Origin of the sequence: Parasphingopyxis sp. CP4, from assembly GCF_013378055.1 — a bacterium.
GTDB lineage: Bacteria > Pseudomonadota > Alphaproteobacteria > Sphingomonadales > Sphingomonadaceae > Parasphingopyxis.
In genome coordinates this window covers 1,336,633-1,357,086 of record NZ_CP051130.1, presented here as the reverse complement: position 1 = coordinate 1,357,086, position 20,454 = coordinate 1,336,633, and the positions used below count along the sequence as shown (strand labels likewise).

Sequence of the window (20,454 nt, the reverse complement as noted above, 5' to 3'; positions counted from 1 at the left end):
CGCAATTTTCGGAACGCGTCCGATATGGGCTATAGCTACAAAGATCGCATGACACAGCAACACACCCCCATCGATCCCGATCTTGCCTGGCAGGCCGTGATGGCGCGCGATCGCAGTTTTGACGGCCGCTTTGTTACGGGCGTTCTGACGACCGGCATTTATTGCCGGCCATCCTGTGCGGCGCGCCATCCCAAGCGCAGCAATGTTCGCTTCTTTCCCTTTGGCAGCGATGCACGCGAAGCGGGGTTGCGGCCGTGCAAACGATGCAAACCCGATGATGTTTCGCGAGACGAAGCCGCAGTCGCCGAAGCAGTCTCGCTTATCGAGGCCGCCGAGGAGGCTCCCAAGCTCGACCAGATCGCCGCGCAGGTCGGCTATTCGCCAACCCATTTCCTGCGCGTATTTCGCCGCGCCATCGGTGTCACGCCGGCAGCCTATGCACGGCGGTTGCGCGCTGACCGGGCCGAGCGCGCGCTGGACAAGGAGGAACGGGTGACCGACGCAATCTATGAAGCCGGCTTTTCCGGCCCCGGGCGTTTCTATGCCGAGACCTCCAAGCGCCTGGGCATGACCCCATCCGCTTGGCGCAAGGGCGGGGCGGGGGTCACCATTCGCTGGGCGATTGCCGAAACAAGCCTTGGCGACATGCTGGTCGCCGCCACCGAGCGCGGGGTCTGCCGCCTGAGTTTCGACGAAGATGAAGCGGCGTTGCGCGCGCGATTCCCCAATGCCGAAATCCTACCGGCTGATGAGGAGATGACCGATATCGTCGCAAAGACCGTGGCGGCGGTCGATAATCCAGCCCGGCCGCATGGCCTGTCACTCGATGTGCAGGGGACTGCTTTCCAGGAGGCTGTGTGGCGGGAACTTACCCGCATTCCGCCCGGTGAGACGCGCAGCTATGCCGATATCGCCGAGGCCGTTGGCAAGCCCAAGGCGGTGCGCGCTGCGGGATCAGCCAATGGCGCCAATAATGTGGCCGTATTGATCCCGTGCCACCGGGTGATCCGCAGCGATGGCTCGCTGGGCGGCTATGCCTATGGCCTCAAGCGCAAGGAAGCGCTGCTGGAGCGGGAACGGCGAAATGCGGGCTAGCTGAGACGCAGCACCAAAAATGCGAGTGCGAGCAGCGACATCACAATGATTGCGGCGATGCTTAGCAGGCGGATCCACTGGGCTGGTCGCGCGCCATCCGGCATCGTGCATCGCGTCACCACGAGATGGTTGAGCAGCGCTACCACCGGTGCGATCAGGAACGACGCCGACGTGACAAAGTCGATAAAGACACTGAAATCGGACAACAGGACGTAGAGAGCCGCAACGGCAAGACCGACCTCTGCGAGAATCGCGACGGTATAGGCGGCGCGGAAACGCGCGGGATCGTCGCCCGGCTGGCGATCCGCATAGGCTTCGGCAAAGGAGCGTGCATAGGCGTCGGTCGCGGCAATCACCGTCGACGCCATGACGGACAGCGCGGCAATCGACGCGATCATGGCCGCCTGTGGCCCTAGGGTTTCACTATAAAGGGCGATGATCTGCGCGGCGAACCCGGCAGCGTCTGGGGCTGGATTCACGCCTCCGGCGAACATCACACCGGCACCCATTATGCAGAAGCACAGGGCAAGGACGGCCGAGAGCGCGAAGGACCAGGCAAAACCGGTGCGCATCTCGCCCAGTGTCGAGCGATCGGCATCGGCGGCGTCCTTTTCGGATTCCACCGTCCAGATCGAAACCGGAACCGATGCATCGACCGGATTGGGCATAAAGCCTGCCAGCGCTACGATGAAAAGCAATGCCAGCGGATCGGCCGCCCAGCCGATATCTGTCAGCGAACCCCATTCGACGCGCGGTAACACCATGACGGTCGCAGCAATGGTCGAGACAATCAGGAAGGCGAGCAGCACCCGATTGATCCGGTCGAGCCACTGATAGCCACCAAACATCAATATGGCTGTCGCGCCCGCAAGAACCAGCGCGGCCAATGTCGGAATCGGCATCGATGGGCCGGCAAGGGCAGTGATGATTCCTGCTGTCGTGGCGCTTGTGGCTGCAAGGACAATTGGCGCGATCGGCGCAATCGCAATCAGAAAGATGATCAGCGCCCAGCTGCCCAGTTCGCGATAACCATGCAGCAGGGATTGGCGGGTCGCATGGGCGTAATCGACGCCGAAGCGGAAGGCTGGGTATTTAAGGATGTTGATCAGGATGATGACGCCGACCAGCGCCAATCCAAACATCGCCCCAGCCCGGGTCGACTGCACCAGATGCGAAACACCGACCGCTGCGCCCGAAAACAACAAGCCCGGCCCAATAGCCCGCCAGATCCGCATACGATGTGAAACCATGAACCCGTGCCCCCTAAGCGCGCGTTAGGTGGTTAGATGCCAGTTGGGAAGCGTGCGAGATTATTCACCGTCGGCGTCTGACACCGGTCGATCGCTGGTCATGCCTTGCCGGGCCGCAGCAACAATTTGTGCGATTTCGTCATCCGGTTCGGAATGCGGTGTTTGATACACCGGCATGATTGCGTTGAGTGCGTCTCGATAGTCGCCACGCGCCAGATAGACATTGGCCAGATCGATCCGCAGATGCGGGTTTTGCGGGATCAGTATGAATGCGGACTCCAGCGCATCGATTGCATTGTCGGGTCGGGTTTCCGGTGTCGGAAAGGAATCGAAATAGCCATGCAACGCGCTTGCGCTCCGGGGGTTTGCACGATTGGCAGTCAGATAATGTTCGCGTGCCAGGTTCCAATTGGGATGGCTGGCATCATCTTCGGCATGGGCCATGAGGAGCAATTGCGTGCCCTTCATATTGTTGGCGTCGACATTATTCGGGTCGAGCTCCAAAGCCCGGTCGATTGCCTCGATCGCGGCGTCGGTCTCGCCATCAGCCAATAGTGATCGCGCGAGTTCGACATGGATCTGTGGGTTCTCGGGATAGCGATCTGCCAGCCGCCGCACCCGGCGCTCAAGCTGGTCGGGAGACCGGGGGAACAGCATCGCAATATCCGCGTCTTCGTCCGTCAGCGCGGTGATTGTTACACTGGCCGGATCAATCGGCGTAATCCGTTGCGCAAGTCCCGGCAGACGACGACCCAGGCCATAATCGCGCAACACGCGATCCAGTGGTTCGTCCATCTGGCCGAATGTGGACGCGTAGGCGTCGGGGCCGCTGACGCCATCCGACAGGGCCTGCAGATATTGCCGCAGCAATTCACCGGCTTCCGCATTGAATGCGGCATAATGAGTGAGCATCCATCCCTGAGAATAGGTCATGTCAGAATTCGGCACGGTATTGGACAGCATCTCGGCCATGCGCAGCCGTCGGCCGATTTGATACAGCGCCACGCGGCGCGGCAGCGGGCGACCGATCTCAACCCATTCCGCCCCGCGCATTTCAGCTGTGGCAAAAAGCTCTGCAAAGCCTTCGATGTACCAGCTGGGATATGTGCCCGAGGCGAACTGAGCCATGAAATGATGCGCATATTCATGGAACAGCACATTGTCGGACGTCATGCCCAACTGGCCAGAAGCAACATTCCGGCGGGGCACCACGGCATAGGCCCCGCGCATGGACGGCGTGTAGTAGCCAGCAGCGTTCCCCGATCCATAATAGCGACCGACCTCACCGACATTTGTCACCATAAAGACGCGCAGCTTGAGTTCAGCCGGCTCGTCTGGCGTGTTGGTCATGGCGCGCATCGCTCGATCGAGGCTCTCAAGCTCGATTGCGCGCTCGCGGAGTTCTGCTTCGTCAAGCTCGGCAATGATGATGAAATGGTCGGACTCGGCGCGGTGCCAATTGGCCTGTGCCGGGGCTGCCAGCCACAGAAGCATGATGCAGATGCCGACTAGTTGTTTCGCCATAGAAGCCTGTCTCCCCGCACTGCGATAGCCTCGATCAATTGTCGCTTTCGCCCTGTTCGCCAGCACGGGCTGCTTCGACAATGGCCCGCGCGCGTGCTGCGGCGCCGCCGCCATGTGGGTTTTGCGCCAATGGCCCGGCAATATTAGCCGCCTCTACATAACGGTCCTGGGCCAGATATTCCTCGGCCAGCATCAGCCGAATTCCCGGATTCTGCCGGACCAGGACAAATGCACGTTCGAGGGCAGCAACGGCAGAATCCGGTCGTGACGCGCGGCTTGGAAACGAAGAATAATAGGATGCCAGGGCCGATGGGCTGTTGGGATTGGCGTTGTTCGCCCTGATTATGAATTCGCGGCTTTGCTCCCAATAAGGGCTCTGCGGATCATCAGCGGCCTCGGCCATGGCGAGAAGGATATCACCCTTGGCAATATTGGCTTCGACATGATTGGATTGCAGAGCAAGCGCGTGATCAACGGCAGCCATCGCTTCGTCATACTCGTCATCGGCCAGGTGATCCAATGCCAGCTCGACATGACCTTGCGGATTACTCGGATAATATTCGATGGCTCTGCGCACGGCATATCCCATCCGTCCGGTCGATCTTGGCGCGAGCAGGGCAATCGCTGCCTGTTCGTCGGATATTGGCGTGATGCTAACAGCATTGTCCGGCAACGGATCGAGTTCGATGGCCGATGCGACAAATCGGTTTCGTAGCAAATATTGTTGCAGCACCCGATTGAACGACCGGTTCCATTCGCCAAAGCTCGCAGCATAAGCCTCGCGGCCACTTTCTCCGTTGCGCAACCGCCCAAGATAATCGCCAAGCATCGCGCGGACTTCGGGATCGGTTGCACCCAAATGCGTGATCAACCAGCCCTGCGCATAGGTCATATGATCATTTTCAATCTCGTTTGAGAGCATGCGTTCGGTCGATACCCAGGTTCCATATTGGAATGATCGGGTTCGGTATGTCGGCGGATGCCCGACCTCCGCGCGTCCATCCTCGCGAAAGCGAACGGTCGCGAAATATTCGGCAAAACCTTCAATATACCAGGCCGGATAGGCGGCCGAGAAATATTGCAGCATGAAATGATGGGTATATTCGTGGAACAATATGTTGCGTGGGCTCATCGTATCGAACCCGAATCCGACCTGGTCTTCAGGGATTACCGCAATCGGACCATTGACCGAGCCGACATAGAAGCCAGCCACGCCACTCTGCCCGATATAGCGTTCTACCGCGTCCTGATTATCGACCATGAATATCCGGACCTTGAGCTCTGCCGGCTCAGCTGTCGTATTGGTGTAGAGCCTCAGCAGCCGGTCAAATTGTTCGAGCTCTATGGTAAAGGTGCGAAGTTCATCTTCGGTCAGCTCCGAATAGACCTGAAAGCGCGGTGATTCCGCAATTCGCCATTCTGCTTGAACAGGCATGGCAATGATCAACGCGACTATGCCAATAATTATCCGGATCATGTGTGTGCCCCTTCCCATCCCCAAAGAACATTCGCACCATGACTTAGTATGGGTGTGGCAGGCCTGACAAATTATTGGTGTTGATTCGGTTCTATTCCGTGTTGCGAAGAACGCGAAATCTCACAGAAAGCTATAGGGATCGACATCGACCGAAACGCGCACGCCTTTTGGCCAGTCGCGATCGCCGATCCAGTCACGGATAACGCTCTGCACATCAAGTGCGCGCCGGGCATGGACAAGGAGGCGCTGGCGATAACGGCCGCGTAACATTGCGAGGGGTGCGGGGGCCGGGCCGAGTACCATCATGCCATCTACCTTGGGTGCGGTCTGGCCAATTATCCGTGCGGTTTCGAAGGCCTGCTTCTCGTCTTCCGAGGAGATCACGATCCCGGCATAGCGGCCAAAGGGCGGTGCACCGGCAAGCCGCCGGGCTTCGGTTTCGGCGGCGTAAAAGCTTTCCGCATCCCCCGATATCAGCGCCTCGATGACAGGCGCGCTGGGTTCATGGGTCTGGATCAGTACGCGGCCCGGTTTCTCGCCGCGTCCCGCGCGCCCGGCGACCTGCATGATCTGCTGGAAAGTGCGCTCTGCGGCGCGCAGATCGCCGCCTTGCAAGCCGAGATCGGCATCGACAACGCCCACCAGGGTAAGGTTGGGGAAATGATAGCCCTTGGTCACCAGCTGGGTGCCGATGACAATATCGATATCGCCCGCCTCCATCCGCTGCACAAATTCGCCGGCCTTGGCGGGAGACCAGAGCGTGTCCGACGTAACGATCGCCGTCTTCGCGTCGGGAAAGAGCGCGGAAATTTCATCGGCGATCCGTTCCACGCCTGGGCCGCACGCAACCAGGCTGTCTTCAGCGCCGCATTCCGGGCACTCGGCGGGCGGCGGCATCACATGGCCGCAATGATGACAGGCGAGGCGCGCGAGCAGCCGATGCTCAACCATCCAGGCCGTGCAGTTCGGACATTGGAAGCGATGGCCGCAGGTTCGGCATAACGTAAGCGGCGCATAGCCGCGGCGATTGAGAAACAGCAGCGACTGTTCCTTGCGCTCCAGTGTCTCTTCGACCGCCCGTACCACGGTCGGCGCGAGCCATGAGCCGCGCGGCGGCGGATCCTGCAGCATGTCGACCGCGGTGAGCTCGGGAAGCTGGGCGGCGCCATAGCGGCCCGGCAGGGTGACCGTTTCATAGCGGCCGATCTCGACCATCTGCTTGGTCTCAATCGCTGGCGTGGCGGAGGCGAGGACGATCGGGAATTGCTCGAAATGCCCGCGCATCACCGCGACATCGCGCGCGTGATACATGACACCTTCTTCCTGCTTGAACGCGCTTTCATGCGCCTCGTCGACAATGATCAGTCCCAGCTTGGGATAAGGCAGGAAGAGCGAGGAGCGCGCGCCAACGGTGACCATCGCTTCGCCGGTTGCAATGGCGCGCCAGGCGCGACGGCGTTCGGATTGGCGCAGGCCTGAATGCCAGGCAATCGGTTCGCATCCGAAGCGTGCCGTGAAGCGCGTGAGGAAGGGTTCGGTCAGCGCGATTTCCGGGAGCAACACCAATGTCTGCCGCCCCATACGCAGCGCTTCGGCGACGGCTTCGAAATAGACTTCGGTCTTGCCCGAACCGGTGACACCATCGAGCATGATCGGCGCAAATTCACGATCCCTTACGGCTTCGACGAGGCGGGCGCTGGCTGCCGCCTGGCCGCTCTCGAGGGTCGGCGGGCCGAACGCGGGGTCAGGGATGGGGAAGGGGGCGTCGAGCGAGACATCAACCGGCTCGAGTGCGCCCGCCTTTACCAGTCCGCGAACAACGCCGACCGATACTTCGCCGATTTCGGACAGTTCGCGGATGATGCCCTGGCTGTCGCCGATCAGTTCCAGCGCCTGCTCCCGCTTCGGTGTCATCCGTTCGGGCATCCCGCCCGAGGCGCGATATTCGGTGATCGTCTTCTCGCCGGAATAGCCGCTCGTTGACGCCAGCGACATGCGGAGGACCGAGGCGAGGGGAGCGAGATAATAGTCTGCCGTCCATTCGATCAGCCGGCGCAGCGTTTCCGGAATGGGCGGAGAATCATAAACTCCAAGGATCGGGCGAAGCTTGCTCGCATCGACCGGATTGCCTTCCAACCTGCCCTCATCCCAGACCACGCCCGTCACCTGACGCGGGCCGAGCGGGACTTTGACGATGCTTCCGGGCGGCGCGTCCATATCATCCGGCACGCTATAATCGAGCGGGCCGAGCGCGGCATTGAGGATCAGGACGCGAACGCGAGACATGAAAGGCACAATAGGCGATGCGGGCGCGCAGAAAAGCCGGAGCTGCAATCTGACCGCTTTGTCTGTGGATAGCCCGTACAGCGCGTGCCGCGATTGGGTTATAGCGAGCCCACGACTCACCGACCGAGACAGGACCCAGGGCTCATGAAGTTTTTCGCCGACACCGCCGATACCGACGCCATTCGTGAACTTGCCGAGACCGGGCTTGTCGACGGCGTGACCACCAACCCGTCGCTAATTCACAAATCCGGGCGGGACATCATGGAGGTCACCAAGGAGATTTGCGATATCGTCGATGGCCCGGTCTCTGCCGAAGTCGTGGCGACCGAGCATGATGCGATGATGGCGGAAGCCGAAGTGCTGCGGAAGATTGCCGACAATATTGCGATCAAGGTCCCGCTGACGGTCGATGGCCTCAAGACCTGCAAGAAGCTGACGGACGATGGCACGATGGTGAATGTCACGCTGTGCTTCACGGCGAACCAGGCGCTGCTTGCGGGCAAGGCTGGCGCGACCTTCATTTCACCCTTTGTCGGGCGTCATGACGATATTGGCTATGACGGAATGAACCTGATCTCCGACATCCGGATGATCTACGATAATTATGATTTCCCGACCGAAATCCTGGTCGCCAGCGTACGCCATCCGATCCATATTCTCGAAGCGGCCAAAATGGGCGCCGATGTCTCAACCATGCCGCCGGATGTGATCCTCAAGCTGTTCAACCATCCGCTGACCGAGAAGGGCCTCGCCGCATTCCTCGCGGATTGGGAAAAGACCGGCCAGTCGATCGGCTAAACGTTCGGCCTCCTCACCTTCCGTCATTGCGAGGAGCCGTTAGGCGACGCGGCAATCCAGAGCCGCATGCGCTGAGCCAACCCGCTCTGGATTGCTTCGCTGCGCTCGCAATGACGGATGGTGCGATTACCAAAACCCTTCCGAACGCGGAGCTCTCATAATCTTCCGTCATGCTGAACTCGTTTCAGCATCCACCCGTCAGTTCGCGCCGACTGTGCCTGTGGAACGGTGGACCCTGAAACACGTTCAGGGTGACGAATAGATTATGGTGAAAGCGATATGTGCTCCGGTGCAGGCCGGAGCCTAGGCCTGTCCTGCCAGGAAAGTCGGCACCGTTTGGACTGGGCTCCGGCCTGCGCCGGAGCACAAGGCGCTCTCAATCCATCGCAACCCCTTCCGGGCGCGGGCGGGTCTTGCTAAAGCAACATTCTTTCAAAAGAAGGTTGCCCTATGCCTGCCGCTCCCATGCTTGATTTCGGTCTTGGCGAAACCGCCGACATGATCCGCGACACAACGTCGCGCTTTGCGGCGGACAAGATCGAACCGATTTCCGCAAAGATCGATGCCGAAGACTGGTTTCCTGAAGCGCTCTGGCCGCAAATGGGCGAGCTGGGCCTGCACGGCATTACCGTCGAGGAAGAATGGGGCGGGCTTGGCCTCGGCTATCTTGAACATTGTGTCGCGGTCGAAGAAGTCAGCCGGGCAAGCGCGTCGGTTGGGCTCAGCTATGGTGCGCACTCCAACCTCTGCGTCAATCAGATCCGCCGCTGGGGCAATGACGAACAAAAGGCAAAATATCTGCCCAAGCTGATTTCCGGCGAACATGTCGGCAGCCTGGCCATGTCTGAAGCCGGTGCCGGCTCGGACGTTGTCAGCATGAAGTTGAAAGCCGATGCGGTGCAGGGCGGTTATGTCCTCAACGGCACGAAATTCTGGATTACCAACGCCGAATATGCCGATACGCTGGTCGTCTATGGCAAGACGGGCGAGGGGTCGGGCGGCATCACGGCTTTCTTCATTGAGAAGGATATGCCGGGTTTCTCGATCGGCCAGAAGATCGACAAGGTGGGCATGCGCGGCTCGCCAACGGCGGAGCTGGTCTTCAATGACTGCGAAGTGCCCAACGAAAATGTGATGGGCCCGGTCAATGGCGGTGTCGGCGTGTTGATGAGCGGGCTCGATTATGAGCGCGCCGTGCTCGCGGCGATCCAGCTCGGCGTAATGCAGGCCTGTCTCGACGTGGTGCTGCCCTTCGTGCGCGAACGCAAACAGTTCGGCCAGCCGATCGGCAGCTTCCAGCTGATGCAGGCCAAGGTGGCGGACATGTATGTCGCGCTCAATTCATCACGCGCCTATGTCTATGCGGTGGCGCGCGCCTGCGATGCGGGTCAGACGACCCGTTTCGATGCGGCAGGATCGATCCTGCTGGCGAGTGAGAATGCCGTGCAAGTGGCGCTCGAAGCGGTCCAGGCTCTGGGTGGTGCGGGGTACACGAAGGATTGGCCGGTCGAACGCTATATGCGCGATGCGAAGCTGCTCGACATTGGCGCGGGTACCAATGAGATCCGCCGCATGCTGATCGGCCGTGAACTGATCGGAGCATCAGGGTGAACTGGCTCTGGGCTTCGGCCGCCGTGATGGTGCTGACTGCGGCAATCCATTCCTATTTTGGTGAAAAGCGTTTGATCGCGCCGCTGCTTGCCCAGGACAAGACGGTGCTAACCCAACCGCTGGCCCGCAAGGTTATCCGCTTTGCCTGGCATTTCACCTCGCTCCTGATGATTGTTTGCGCCGCGGTCGTCGCATGGCCGGGAACACCGGATCAGCTCGTGCTGCTCACGGGCGGCGCCTGGCTGGCGGTTGGACTATTCGATGCCGTGTATACGCGCGGCCAGCATATCGGCTGGCCGGTGCTCAGCGCCGCGGGCCTGTTTGCGATCCTCGGCGCGTGGTGATTTCGGCAGCAACCTGATCGACAGCTAGGCCTACCAGACGCGGACCCGTTCTTCCGGCGCGAGATACAGCGCGTCTTCCGGCTGCACATCGAACGCCGCATACCAGGCATCGAGGTTTCGCACGGTGAGCGCGCGATACATGCCCGGTGCATGAACGCCGGTCGCGATCCGGGCGCGCATGGCTTCGTCGCGCATCTTGGTCTGCCAGATCTGCGCATAGGCGATGAAGAAACGCTGATCGCCGGTAAACCCACCGATTACAGGCGCTTCCTCGCCATTCAGCGATGCGCGATAGGCATCATAGGCGGCCTGTAGACCAGCGACATCGGCGATGTTTTCACCGAGCGTCAGGCGGCCATTGAGCTGCAGGTCAGGGAAGGGCGAATAGGCATTATATTGCGCGACCAGCGCATCGCCCTGTTCGTTGAAGCTTGCGAGATCCTCTTCGGTCCACCAGTTGCGCAGCGCGCCCGTGGAATCGAAATCCGCGCCATTATTATCAAAGCTGTGGCTGATCTCATGACCGATCACCACGCCGATCGCGCCATAATTATAGGCGGGGTCGGCGGCGGCGTTGAAGAAAGGCGGCTGCAGGATGGCGGCCGGGAAGTTGAGCGCGTTCTGCACGGGCAGGTTCACCGCGTTCACGGTCTGCGGTGTCATCCACCATTCGCCGCGATCCATCGGGCTGCCAAGCTTGGAGAGCTGATGCGCATATTCGGCACGCTCGCCGCCGATCATCGCCGCATAGGGATTGTCGGCCGGAACCTCATAATCTGCATAGTCGCGCCATGTGTCGGGATAGCCGACGCTGACGACGATGGTTTCAACTTTGCGTAGCGCTTCAGCGCGGGTTTCCTCGTCCATCCATTCGATGGCGCGGACGCGTTCGGCAAAGGCATCGCTGATATTGTCGACCATGGCGGACACTTCGGCCCGGGCCGAAGCCGGGAAATAGCGTTCGGCATAGGCGCGGCCGACGGCATCGCCGAGATAGAGGTTTACCGCACTGATCGCGCGTTCTTCGCGGCTCCGCTGTTCGAGCGCACCGCTCAGCGTGGTGCCGTAGAAGGAGAAGCGCGCCTCATCGACGGCGGTTGGGAGAACGGAGGCATGGCTGCTGATCTGATGGAAGATCAGCCAGTCTTGCCAGGCCTCGATTGGCTGGGAGGCGACCAGCGCCGAGAGGCCAGTAATCGCATCGGCGTGATAGGCGGCAAATGTTCCCTGATCACCGAGCTGGGCGGCAGAGAGGAAGGCGTCCCAATCAATGCCGGGCGCGTTGGTTTCAAGGTCTTCTCGGCTCCACACGGTGGACGAGCCGGCAAAGTCTTCGCTCTGTTCGCGGGTGTTATGGGCCCGGGCGATTTCGGTTTCGAGCGCGAAGATCCGCTCGGCCCGGGCTGCGGCGTCATCGATTTCCGCAGCTTCGAGCAGGCGCTCGATAAAGGCGCGATATTCGGTCCGGACTTCCGAAAGCGAGGCATCTGATGACAGATAATATTCGCGCTCCGGCATGCCGAGCCCGCCTTGCAGCAGATAGGGCAGGACCTCGCCCGGCGTTGCCAAGCCTTGCGTCACGAACAGGCCGAACAGGTTTTCGGTGTTGAAATTGGTTGCGTTGAGCGGATCGACATCCGCGCGCATCTGGTCGCCCAGTACCGCAGACAATTCGCTTAGATCTGCAATTGCCGCGAACCGATCGATATCGCCTTGGACGGGCGCCATGCCGGCGGCGTTGATCGCGTCGACATCCATGAAGGCCGTGTAGAAATTGGCGATCCGTGCCTCATCGGTTCCCGCTTCGGGATCGGACTCGACGATTTCGCCAATCATTTCTGATACCTGGCGCTGGGTTTCGAGAAACGCCGTCAGGAAGGACCCGATGCTCGAGCGTTCGGCGGGGATTTCGGTTTCTTCCTGCCACGTGCCGTTGGCGTAGAGGTAGAAGGCCTCGCCCGGACGGACATCGGTATCCATGGCTTCGACATCGATACCGATCTCAGTGCCTTGCCCGATCTCGTACGTCTCCTCTGCTGAGGTGCAGGCGATGGGGCCTGTGAGCGTGATTGCGCCCAGCGCAATGGCGGAGAGAAACCGGGTTTTCATGGGAGATTGACCTCTTGATGGAAGCGGGTTGCCTGAAAGCAGCATAGAGGGGGGAGTGGTGCGCGGCCAAGGTCGTTCGTCGAATGTTATGCGCGGTTCTTCCATTGAGCGGCTCTCCCGGCTAGGCACAGGACCGAAACAGGGGACGAATTCGCAATGAGCGCGCCGACGCTGGATACAAATATCGATACCAATGGAGAGGCGTTCCGCACCAATAGCGCGCTGAACCGCGAACTGGTCGAAACGCTGCGCGGCGATGTCGCCAAAGCCGCGCTTGGCGGGGCAGAGCGGCATCGCGAACGGCATTTGTCCCGGGGCAAGCTGTTGCCGCGCGATCGCGTCGAACGCTTGCTCGATCCCGGATCGCCATTCCTCGAAATCGGCCAGCTCGCTGCCTGCGACATGTATGGCGGGGAAGTGCCCGGCGCTGGGATGATTGCCGGCATTGGGCGCGTTTCGGGTCGCCAATGCATGATCGTCTGCAATGATGCGACGGTGAAGGGTGGCACTTACTATCCGATGACGGTTAAAAAGCATCTGCGCGCGCAAGAGATTGCCGAGCAGAACCATCTGCCGTGCATCTATCTCGTCGATAGCGGCGGGGCGAATCTGCCGCACCAGGCAGAAGTCTTCCCGGATCGCGAACATTTCGGTCGGATATTCTTCAACCAGGCCAATATGAGCGCCAAGGGCATTCCGCAGATCGCTTGTGTAATGGGCAGCTGCACCGCTGGCGGCGCCTATGTGCCGGCCATGTCGGACGAAACCGTGATTGTCCGCAACCAGGGCACAATCTTCCTCGCAGGCCCTCCCTTGGTGAAGGCCGCGACCGGCGAAGAGATCAGCGCCGAAGATCTGGGTGGCGGCGATCTCCATGGCCGCAAGTCCGGTGTGGTCGATCATGTTGCCGAGAATGACGAACATTCGCTGACCATCGTCCGCGATATCGTGTCGACGCTCAACGCGCCGCATGATCCGGGCGTCAAACTGGTCGAGCCGCGCGCGCCCAAATTCGATGCGGACGAGCTCTATGGCATCATCCCGGATGATGTCCGCGCGCCCTATGACGTGCATGAGATTATCGCGCGGATCGTCGATGGCAGCGAATTCCATGAGTTCAAAGCGCTCTATGGATCGACGCTAGTCTGCGGTTTTGCGCATATCTGGGGCATGCCGATTGCGATCCTCGCCAATAATGGCGTGCTGTTCAGCGAGAGCGCGCAAAAAGGCGCGCATTTCATTGAGCTTGCCTGCCAGCGCCGTATTCCGCTGCTGTTCCTCCAGAATATCTCCGGCTTCATGGTTGGCGGGAAATATGAGGCAGAGGGTATTGCCAAACATGGTGCAAAGCTGGTGACGGCGGTCGCCACGGCTACGGTTCCCAAGGTCACGTTGTTGATCGGCGGCAGCTTTGGCGCCGGCAATTACGGTATGGCCGGACGCGCCTATTCGCCGCGCTTCCTCTTCACCTGGCCCAACAGCCGGATCAGCGTCATGGGCGGCGAACAGGCCGCCAGCGTGCTCGCCACGGTCCATCGCGATGCCGACAAATGGGATGAGGAGGAAACCGAAGCCTTCAAGGCCCCGATCCGCCAGACGTACGAGGATGAAGGCAATCCCTGGCACGCCACCGCGCGGCTATGGGACGATGGCATCATCGACCCCGCCCAAACCCGCGACGTACTCGGCCTCGCCTTCGCCGCGACCCTCGAAGCCCCAATACCCGAGCGCCCCGCGTTCGGCGTGTTCCGGATGTAGGGGGTGTGGCAATGTTGAAATCCCTCCTCATAGCCAATCGCGGCGAAATCGCCTGTCGGATCATCCGTACCGCGCGTGAGCTCGGCGTGCACACCGTTGCCGTTTATTCCGATGCGGATGCCAAGGCTTTGCATGTGCGCGAGGCAGATGAGGCCGTGCATATCGGGCCGTCGCCGGCCGGCGAAAGCTATCTGGTCGGCGAAAAGATCATTGCGGCGGCCAAGGAAACGGGCGCGGAGGCGATCCATCCGGGCTATGGGTTTTTGTCCGAGAACGCCGATTTCGCGGAGGCGGTGATCGATGCTGGCCTGATCTGGGTCGGTCCCAAGCCTGACAGCATTCGCGCCATGGGGCTGAAGGATGCAGCGAAGACGTTGATGGACGAGGCCGGTGTGCCGACTACGCCCGGCTATCTTGGCGATGACCAATCCGAAGAGCGGCTGGCGAAAGAGGCCGAGGCGATTGGCTATCCGGTGCTGATCAAGGCAGTCGCCGGTGGCGGTGGCAAGGGGATGCGCAAGGTGGATGCAGCGACCGATTTCGCCGACGCGCTCACCTCCTGCAAACGCGAGGCCACCGCCTCGTTCGGCAATGATATCGTGCTGCTCGAAAAGTGGATCGAAAGCCCGCGCCATATCGAGGTGCAGGTGTTCGGCGATAGCCATGGCAATGTCGTCCATCTGTTCGAACGCGATTGTTCGCTCCAGCGTCGCCATCAGAAGGTGATCGAGGAAGCGCCCGCGCCGGGCATGGACGAAGCGACCCGCGAAGCCGTCTGCGCCGCCGCGGTCCGTGCTGCGAAAGCGGTCGATTATGAAGGTGCGGGAACGATCGAATTCATCGCCGACGCCTCGGACGGCCTCAAGGCCGATCGCATCTGGTTCATGGAAATGAATACCCGGCTTCAGGTCGAGCATCCGGTGACCGAAGAGATTACGGGACAGGACCTGGTCGAATGGCAGCTGCGCGTCGCAAGTGGCGAAGAGCTGCCGAAGAAACAGGAAGAACTGTCGATCAATGGCTGGGCCATCGAAGCGCGGCTCTATGCGGAGGATCCGGCAAGCGGGTTTTTGCCGAGTACGGGGCGGCTCGAAGTCTTTGATATCGGTCCGCTATTCAGCGAAGAACGCGTTGATACTGGTGTACGGCAAGGATCCGATGTCACGCCATTCTACGATCCAATGATAGCGAAGCTTATTTCAAGCGGCGACACTCGCAAGGACGCGATCGATGCGCTTGAATCGCAACTGATCAATTGCGTAATATGGCCAGTTGCATCGAATTCCGGTTTCCTAGTAAATTTGTTGCGATCTGATCGCTTTGTCGATTTCGATTTGGATACGGGCTTTATCGATCAAAATCTCGAGGATTTGGTGTCGCGATCTGAACCAAGCGACGGCATGCTAAACGCTGCTCTTGAGCGTCTCGGTCCGTGCCAGCCTTCCGGGGCATTGGGTGCGTGCGACCTGCCATTTTCCGATGAGCTCACAAACTTCCGTCTCAACGCGCCTAGCAAGGCCAATGGTGTCCTCTTGGATGATCGCGGGAATACCTACCGTTTCGCACTTGGCCCGGCCATTGATCCTGTGTTTGTATATCGCCAGGGCAATTTTGCGATTGTGCCTGAGGAAGGTTTCACCTTTGCCTTTACGCTTGCGTCGTGGGGCACCGCCGCTGGCACCGCCTCAGACGGCGCCATCCTCTCGCCCATGCCGGGCAAGATCATCGCTGTCAGCGTCGCGGACGGAGCGGCGGTGTCCAAGGGCGATAAGCTGGTAACGCTCGAAGCGATGAAGATGGAACACAGCCTGACCGCGCCGTTCGATGGCACCGTAACCGAACTCAATGCCGAAGAGGGCGGGCAAGTCTCCGAAGGCACCCTCCTGGTCCAGATCGAGGCGAGCGAGTAACGACATCCTCCCGTCATGCTGAACTTGTTTCAGCATCCACTCTGCAGGGCACCTCCACCCCCAATCCCCCAATGGGCAGTTGACCTTTACGTCAAGCTGGCGGAAGCTGCTTTGCGAGAGGAGAGCCTCATGGCCGACTATGAAACCATCCTGACGGACCTCAGCGACAATATTTTCACGATTACCCTCAACCGACCCGACCGGATGAACGCTTTCACCGGGCAGATGATGCACGAGATGATTGCCGCGTTCGATGAAGCCGATGCGAATGACGAAGCGCGCGCAGTGATCGTCACCGGATCGGGCGAGCGCGCCTATTGTGCGGGCGCCGATCTTGGCGCTGGTGCTGATACCTTCAACTATGAGGAACGCGCGGATCGCGATTCCCCGGTCGATGCAGATGGCAATGTCGATTGGAGCCATCGTGGTGCGCGCGACGGGGGCGGACAGCTGACCTTGCGGATCTTCAACTGCAAAAAGCCGGTGATCGGCGCGATCAACGGTGCGGCCGTCGGCATTGGATCGACCATGACCTTGCCGATGGATGTGCGCCTTGCCGCTGATCACGCGCGCTTCGGCTTCGTCTTTGCGCGGCGCGGGATCGTTCCAGAGGCTGCATCCAGCTGGTTCCTGCCGCGGCTCGTCGGCATCAGCCAGGCGCTGCAATGGTGTTATGAAGGCAATGTGTTCGGTGCCGAGGAAGCCAAGGCTGGCGGTCTTGTCCAGGCGATCCACGCGCCCGATGCGCTGATCCCGGCAGCACGCGCGCTTGCCACGAAGATGACCGCGGAAAGCGCGCCCGTGTCGCTTGCCATGACGCGGCAGATGATGTGGCGCATGATGGGTGCCGATCATCCGCTCGAAGCACATCGCATGGACAGCCGGGCGATCTGGTATCGCGGTCGCCAGGATGATGCGAAGGAGGGGGTCGTTTCGTTTCTTGAAAAGCGCTCGGCCAACTACCCGAACACGGTCAGCAGCGATATCCCGGACCTCCATAAATGGTTTGACGATCCGGAATTTTGAGCGGGCGTCTCACGGCGCGAAAACAGATAATTGATTTCCTGAGAGGATAGACAATGAGCACAGCCCCATTTGATTTCACGGCGAAAAATGTTCTGGTGTTTGGCGGCACGAGCGGCATCAACCTTGGCATCGCCAAAGGCTTCTCCGCCGCCGGTGCACGGGTCGGCGTGGCCAGCCGATCGCAGGACAAGGTCGATGCAGCAGTAGCGCAGCTCGGCAATGATCTGGGGCCGGCGATGGGCTTCTCGCTCGATGTGCGAGATGCGCCTGCCGTGCAGCAGGCAGTGCATGATTTTGTTGCCGAGCGCGGCCAGATCGATGTGCTGGTATCCGGGGCCGCGGGAAACTTCCTCGCGCCTGCCGCCGGGCTGAGTCCTAATGGGTTCAAGACGGTGATCGACATCGATCTGCTCGGCACGTTCAATGTCATGCGCGCCGCCTATGAAAGCCTGGTGAAGCCCGGCGCTTCGGTGATCAATATTTCGGCGCCGCAAGCCTGGATCGCGATGGCGTTTCAGGTCCACGCCTGCGCGGCCAAGGCCGGTATCGATCAGGTTACGCGGACTTTGGCACTCGAATGGGGGCCGGAAGGCGTGCGGGTCAATTCGATTGCGCCGGGACCGATTGGCGGCACTGAAGGGATGGAGCGGCTCGCGCCGACCAAAGAGGCGGCCGAACATTCCCAGAAAGCCGTTCCACTCGGCCGTTGGGGCGAGATTGAGGAAATCGCGAACATGGCGATGTTCCTCTCATCGGATCTGGCAGGCTATGTGTCGGGCGCCGTGATCCCGGTCGATGGTGCGTCTTCGGCGGGCCGGTCTATCGGCGGTTAGCGGCCCCAGGCAATGAAGTGCGGATTATCAAATCCGCGCTCGCGCTTGTTATAGGTGAGGGGCCCGGCTTCGTTTTCACCTTCGAGAATATCGACGCGGCCGCCCGCGGCTACGAGCACGGCCTGACCTGCGCCCGTATCCCATTCCATCGTCCGGCCGAGGCGCGGATAGACATCGGCGGAACCCTGGGCGAGCAGGCAGAATTTGAGGCTTGAGCCCGCCGGTGTGAAATCCTTCACACCGATCTTGTCGAGCAGTGCTTCGGTTTCCGGTGAGCGATGACTGCGGCTCGCCACGGCGATCAGGTTTTTATGAAAAGAGGAGCGCGCTTCGATCTCGTGCGGATGCTCGGCCGTGCTGCGATCCTGGCCAGGCGCAATTTCCTGGTAAAAAGCACCTTCGCCAATCGCGCCATAATAGAGCTTGTTGATCGCGGGCGCGTAGACAACGCCGGCGATCGGACGGCCATGGTCGATCAGCGCGATATTGACGGTAAACTCGCCGTTGCGAGAGACGAACTCACGCGTTCCATCGAGCGGATCGACAAGAAAGAAGCGGTCACCAAGCTCGGGTATATGCCCTTCGGACGCCGCTTCTTCGGCGAGGATCGGGATAGCGGGCTGGGCGGCCTTGAGGCCCGCTTCGATGATCGCTTCGGCATCCTTGTCAGCGGCGGTGACAGGCGAACCATCACCCTTGGCATCGGTATCGAAATCGGTCTGGTAGATGGCATCGATGGCTGCGCCGGCCTTGAGCGAGAGGTCGATCATGAGCTCGAGATGGGTTTCGCGTTGCATAGGGTGTCGATCTTTTTCGAAACTGAAAGGGTGCGGATTCGCGCGGCTAGTTAACCTGGCGCTCCTTGCCTTCCCAATAGGGCGCTCGCAAATCTTTTCGTAAGATCTTGCCGCTCGCATTGCGAGGCATTTCGGGGATCACATCGACGGTTTTGGGGGTTTTGAAACCGGCAATCCGCTCACGGCAGAAAGTTATGACCTCGGATTCGTCAAAGGAAGCGTCCGGTTTTGTCACCACAATCGCCTTCACCGCTTCGCCCCATTTTTCATCGGGCACACCGATCACAGCCGCTTCGGATACAGCAGGGTGCTCGTACAGCGCATTCTCGACTTCAGCCGGATAGACATTTTCGCCGCCCGTGATGATCATGTCCTTCATCCGGTCATGGATGTAGATATAGCCATCCTCGTCGCGATAAGCGGCGTCGCCCGTCCGCAACCAGCCATCGCTATCCACCGTGTCGGCGGTCTTTTCCGGTTGCTTAAAGTAGTGCGCCATATTGGAAGCTGAGCGGGTGCAGATTTCACCAACCTCGCGCACGCCGACTTCCTTGCCGTTTTCATCGACGATCTTCACTTCGACACCAGGCACCGGTTTGCCAGCAGATCGCATCCGTTCATTCCCCTCCGGATCATGGTCTTCAGGGGGCAGCACAACGATCGTGCCGGTCGTCTCGGTCATCCCGTAAAACTGGCAAAAGCCCGCATTGGGAAAGGCCTTCATGCAATCACGCAGCAGCTGCAACGGCATGGGTGAGGCACCATAGTTGATCTGGACAACGCCGCTCGTGTCGGTGTCCGCGGCTTTCGGATCATTGATCAGCATCTGCAGCGCCGCAGGCACGAGGAAGAAGCGTGTCAGCTGTTTGTTATGAATGAGATCAAGGATCTCGCCCGGATTGAATTCGGCAACGATATTGCAGGAGACACCACGATTCATCGGCGAGATTCCGTAGCCCGTCCCGGCGATATGGGCGATCGGCATGACCTGGAGCCCGGCCTCATCCTCTTCCCAAATGTCCCAATCAGGGATTTCTGCTGGCGTATCGTCGCCGGCCCGGAAGAAGTTTCCGTGCGTCAGCACAACGCCCTTGGGATTGCCCGTCGTGCCGGATGTGTACAGCTGGACCAGCGGATCTGACGGCTTGGACAAGGTTTCGAGTTCGGGCGCATCGCCGAAATTGGCCATGAAGGTTTCCGGTCCGTCTATGGCCCAGCCTTCTTCGCTGGCCATCATCCATTTGATGGCGGTAATATCGGCCGCGACTTCTTTCGCAAGATCAGCAAATTCCGGTGTTGCAACGATCGCGACGGCACCGGAATCTTCAATGATATAAGCCATTTCCTTCGGGGCGAGACGCCAGCCGATCGGAACCGTAACCGCGCCGGCGCGGGACGCACCGAACAGCAAGGTAAAATAGCGATCGCTATTCTTGCCGATCCAGGCGATCCGATCGCCAGGAGCGATACCGGCGGCGCGCAGGGCTCGTGATAGCTGGACAGTTTGGTCCCGAAACGCGCCGAAACTCGTCTCGCGTCCTTCGAAGCGATAGCCGATATGATCAGGCTTAGTATCGGCCCAATAATCGACTAGTGCGTGTAGCGTTTCCGCATCATGGTTCTCGTGCATCCTCAA

General features: G+C 60.2%; 15 protein-coding genes. 8 read left to right on the top strand and 7 right to left on the bottom strand.

The window, feature by feature from the left end:
- Positions 1 to 48 precede the first annotated feature (48 nt).
- Positions 49 to 1,095: a bifunctional DNA-binding transcriptional regulator/O6-methylguanine-DNA methyltransferase Ada gene (gene ada, locus HFP51_RS06545; protein ID WP_176874927.1), complete on the top strand. Its 1,047-nt coding sequence runs from the start codon at positions 49 to 51 to the stop codon at positions 1,093 to 1,095.
- Here ada and HFP51_RS06540 read toward each other — a convergent pair.
- The 4 genes from HFP51_RS06540 to HFP51_RS06525 form a co-directional block, all read right to left on the bottom strand.
- Positions 1,092 to 2,345 (bottom strand): NRAMP family divalent metal transporter, encoded by a 1,254-nt coding sequence (locus HFP51_RS06540; protein WP_176874926.1) that lies wholly within the window; start codon positions 2,343 to 2,345, stop codon positions 1,092 to 1,094. The two genes, ada and HFP51_RS06540, sit on opposite strands and share 4 nt — an antisense overlap.
- Before the next feature lie 60 nt (positions 2,346 to 2,405).
- Positions 2,406 to 3,869, bottom strand: a complete 1,464-nt coding sequence (locus HFP51_RS06535) for a tetratricopeptide repeat protein (RefSeq protein ID WP_176874925.1) — start codon at positions 3,867 to 3,869, stop codon at positions 2,406 to 2,408.
- Between the two features lie 34 nt (positions 3,870 to 3,903).
- Entirely contained in the window at positions 3,904 to 5,346 is a 1,443-nt protein-coding gene (locus tag HFP51_RS06530; protein ID WP_176874924.1) for a hypothetical protein, read from the bottom strand.
- A gap of 120 nt (positions 5,347 to 5,466) precedes the next feature.
- Positions 5,467 to 7,632 carry a primosomal protein N' gene (locus tag HFP51_RS06525; RefSeq protein ID WP_176874923.1) on the bottom strand — a complete coding sequence of 722 codons (2,166 nt, stop codon included), beginning with the start codon at positions 7,630 to 7,632 and terminating at the stop codon, positions 5,467 to 5,469.
- Positions 7,633 to 7,776: 144 nt separating this feature from the next.
- On the opposite strand from HFP51_RS06525, the gene fsa reads away from it, so the two are divergent.
- From fsa to HFP51_RS06510, 3 genes are all read left to right on the top strand, one after another.
- Positions 7,777 to 8,430, top strand: coding sequence for a fructose-6-phosphate aldolase (gene fsa, locus HFP51_RS06520; RefSeq protein WP_176874922.1), 654 nt, complete (start codon positions 7,777 to 7,779; stop codon positions 8,428 to 8,430).
- A gap of 450 nt (positions 8,431 to 8,880) precedes the next feature.
- Positions 8,881 to 10,041 (top strand): isovaleryl-CoA dehydrogenase, encoded by a 1,161-nt coding sequence (locus HFP51_RS06515; protein WP_218135329.1) that lies wholly within the window; start codon positions 8,881 to 8,883, stop codon positions 10,039 to 10,041.
- Positions 10,038 to 10,385, top strand: coding sequence for a hypothetical protein (locus HFP51_RS06510; RefSeq protein ID WP_176874920.1), 348 nt, complete (start codon positions 10,038 to 10,040; stop codon positions 10,383 to 10,385). Before HFP51_RS06515 ends, HFP51_RS06510 begins: the two co-directional genes overlap by 4 nt.
- A 30-nt stretch (positions 10,386 to 10,415) precedes the next feature.
- Here HFP51_RS06510 and HFP51_RS06505 read toward each other — a convergent pair whose 3' ends face one another.
- Positions 10,416 to 12,494: a M13 family metallopeptidase gene (locus HFP51_RS06505; RefSeq protein ID WP_176874919.1), complete on the bottom strand. Its 2,079-nt coding sequence runs from the start codon at positions 12,492 to 12,494 to the stop codon at positions 10,416 to 10,418.
- 156 nt (positions 12,495 to 12,650) lie between these two features.
- Here HFP51_RS06505 and HFP51_RS06500 point away from each other — a divergent pair, with 156 nt between their 5' ends.
- The 4 genes from HFP51_RS06500 (at position 12,651) to HFP51_RS06485 (ending at position 18,021) form a co-directional block, all read left to right on the top strand.
- Positions 12,651 to 14,252 carry a carboxyl transferase domain-containing protein gene (locus tag HFP51_RS06500; RefSeq protein WP_176874918.1) on the top strand — a complete coding sequence of 534 codons (1,602 nt, stop codon included), beginning with the start codon at positions 12,651 to 12,653 and terminating at the stop codon, positions 14,250 to 14,252.
- An 11-nt stretch (positions 14,253 to 14,263) separates the two neighbouring features.
- On the top strand, positions 14,264 to 16,162 hold the full coding sequence (locus tag HFP51_RS06495; protein WP_176874917.1) for an acetyl/propionyl/methylcrotonyl-CoA carboxylase subunit alpha: 1,899 nt from the start codon (positions 14,264 to 14,266) through the stop codon (positions 16,160 to 16,162).
- Positions 16,163 to 16,291: 129 nt separating this feature from the next.
- Positions 16,292 to 17,188: a crotonase/enoyl-CoA hydratase family protein gene (locus tag HFP51_RS06490; RefSeq protein ID WP_176874916.1), complete on the top strand. Its 897-nt coding sequence runs from the start codon at positions 16,292 to 16,294 to the stop codon at positions 17,186 to 17,188.
- A 53-nt stretch (positions 17,189 to 17,241) separates the two neighbouring features.
- The gene (locus tag HFP51_RS06485; protein ID WP_176874915.1) at positions 17,242 to 18,021 is read left to right on the top strand and encodes an SDR family oxidoreductase; all 780 of its coding nucleotides are present in this window, start codon (positions 17,242 to 17,244) and stop codon (positions 18,019 to 18,021) included.
- Here the strand turns inward: HFP51_RS06485 and cysQ are convergent.
- Together cysQ and HFP51_RS06475 are read right to left on the bottom strand one after the other, a co-directional pair.
- A complete protein-coding gene (cysQ, locus tag HFP51_RS06480) occupies positions 18,018 to 18,818 on the bottom strand; it encodes a 3'(2'),5'-bisphosphate nucleotidase CysQ (RefSeq protein WP_176874914.1) in 801 nt (266 codons plus the stop codon). The two genes, HFP51_RS06485 and cysQ, sit on opposite strands and share 4 nt — an antisense overlap.
- 46 nt (positions 18,819 to 18,864) lie before the next feature.
- Complete coding sequence (locus HFP51_RS06475; RefSeq protein ID WP_176874913.1) at positions 18,865 to 20,448, bottom strand: long-chain-fatty-acid--CoA ligase; 1,584 nt, start codon at positions 20,446 to 20,448, stop codon at positions 18,865 to 18,867.
- Positions 20,449 to 20,454: the final 6 nt, after the last annotated feature.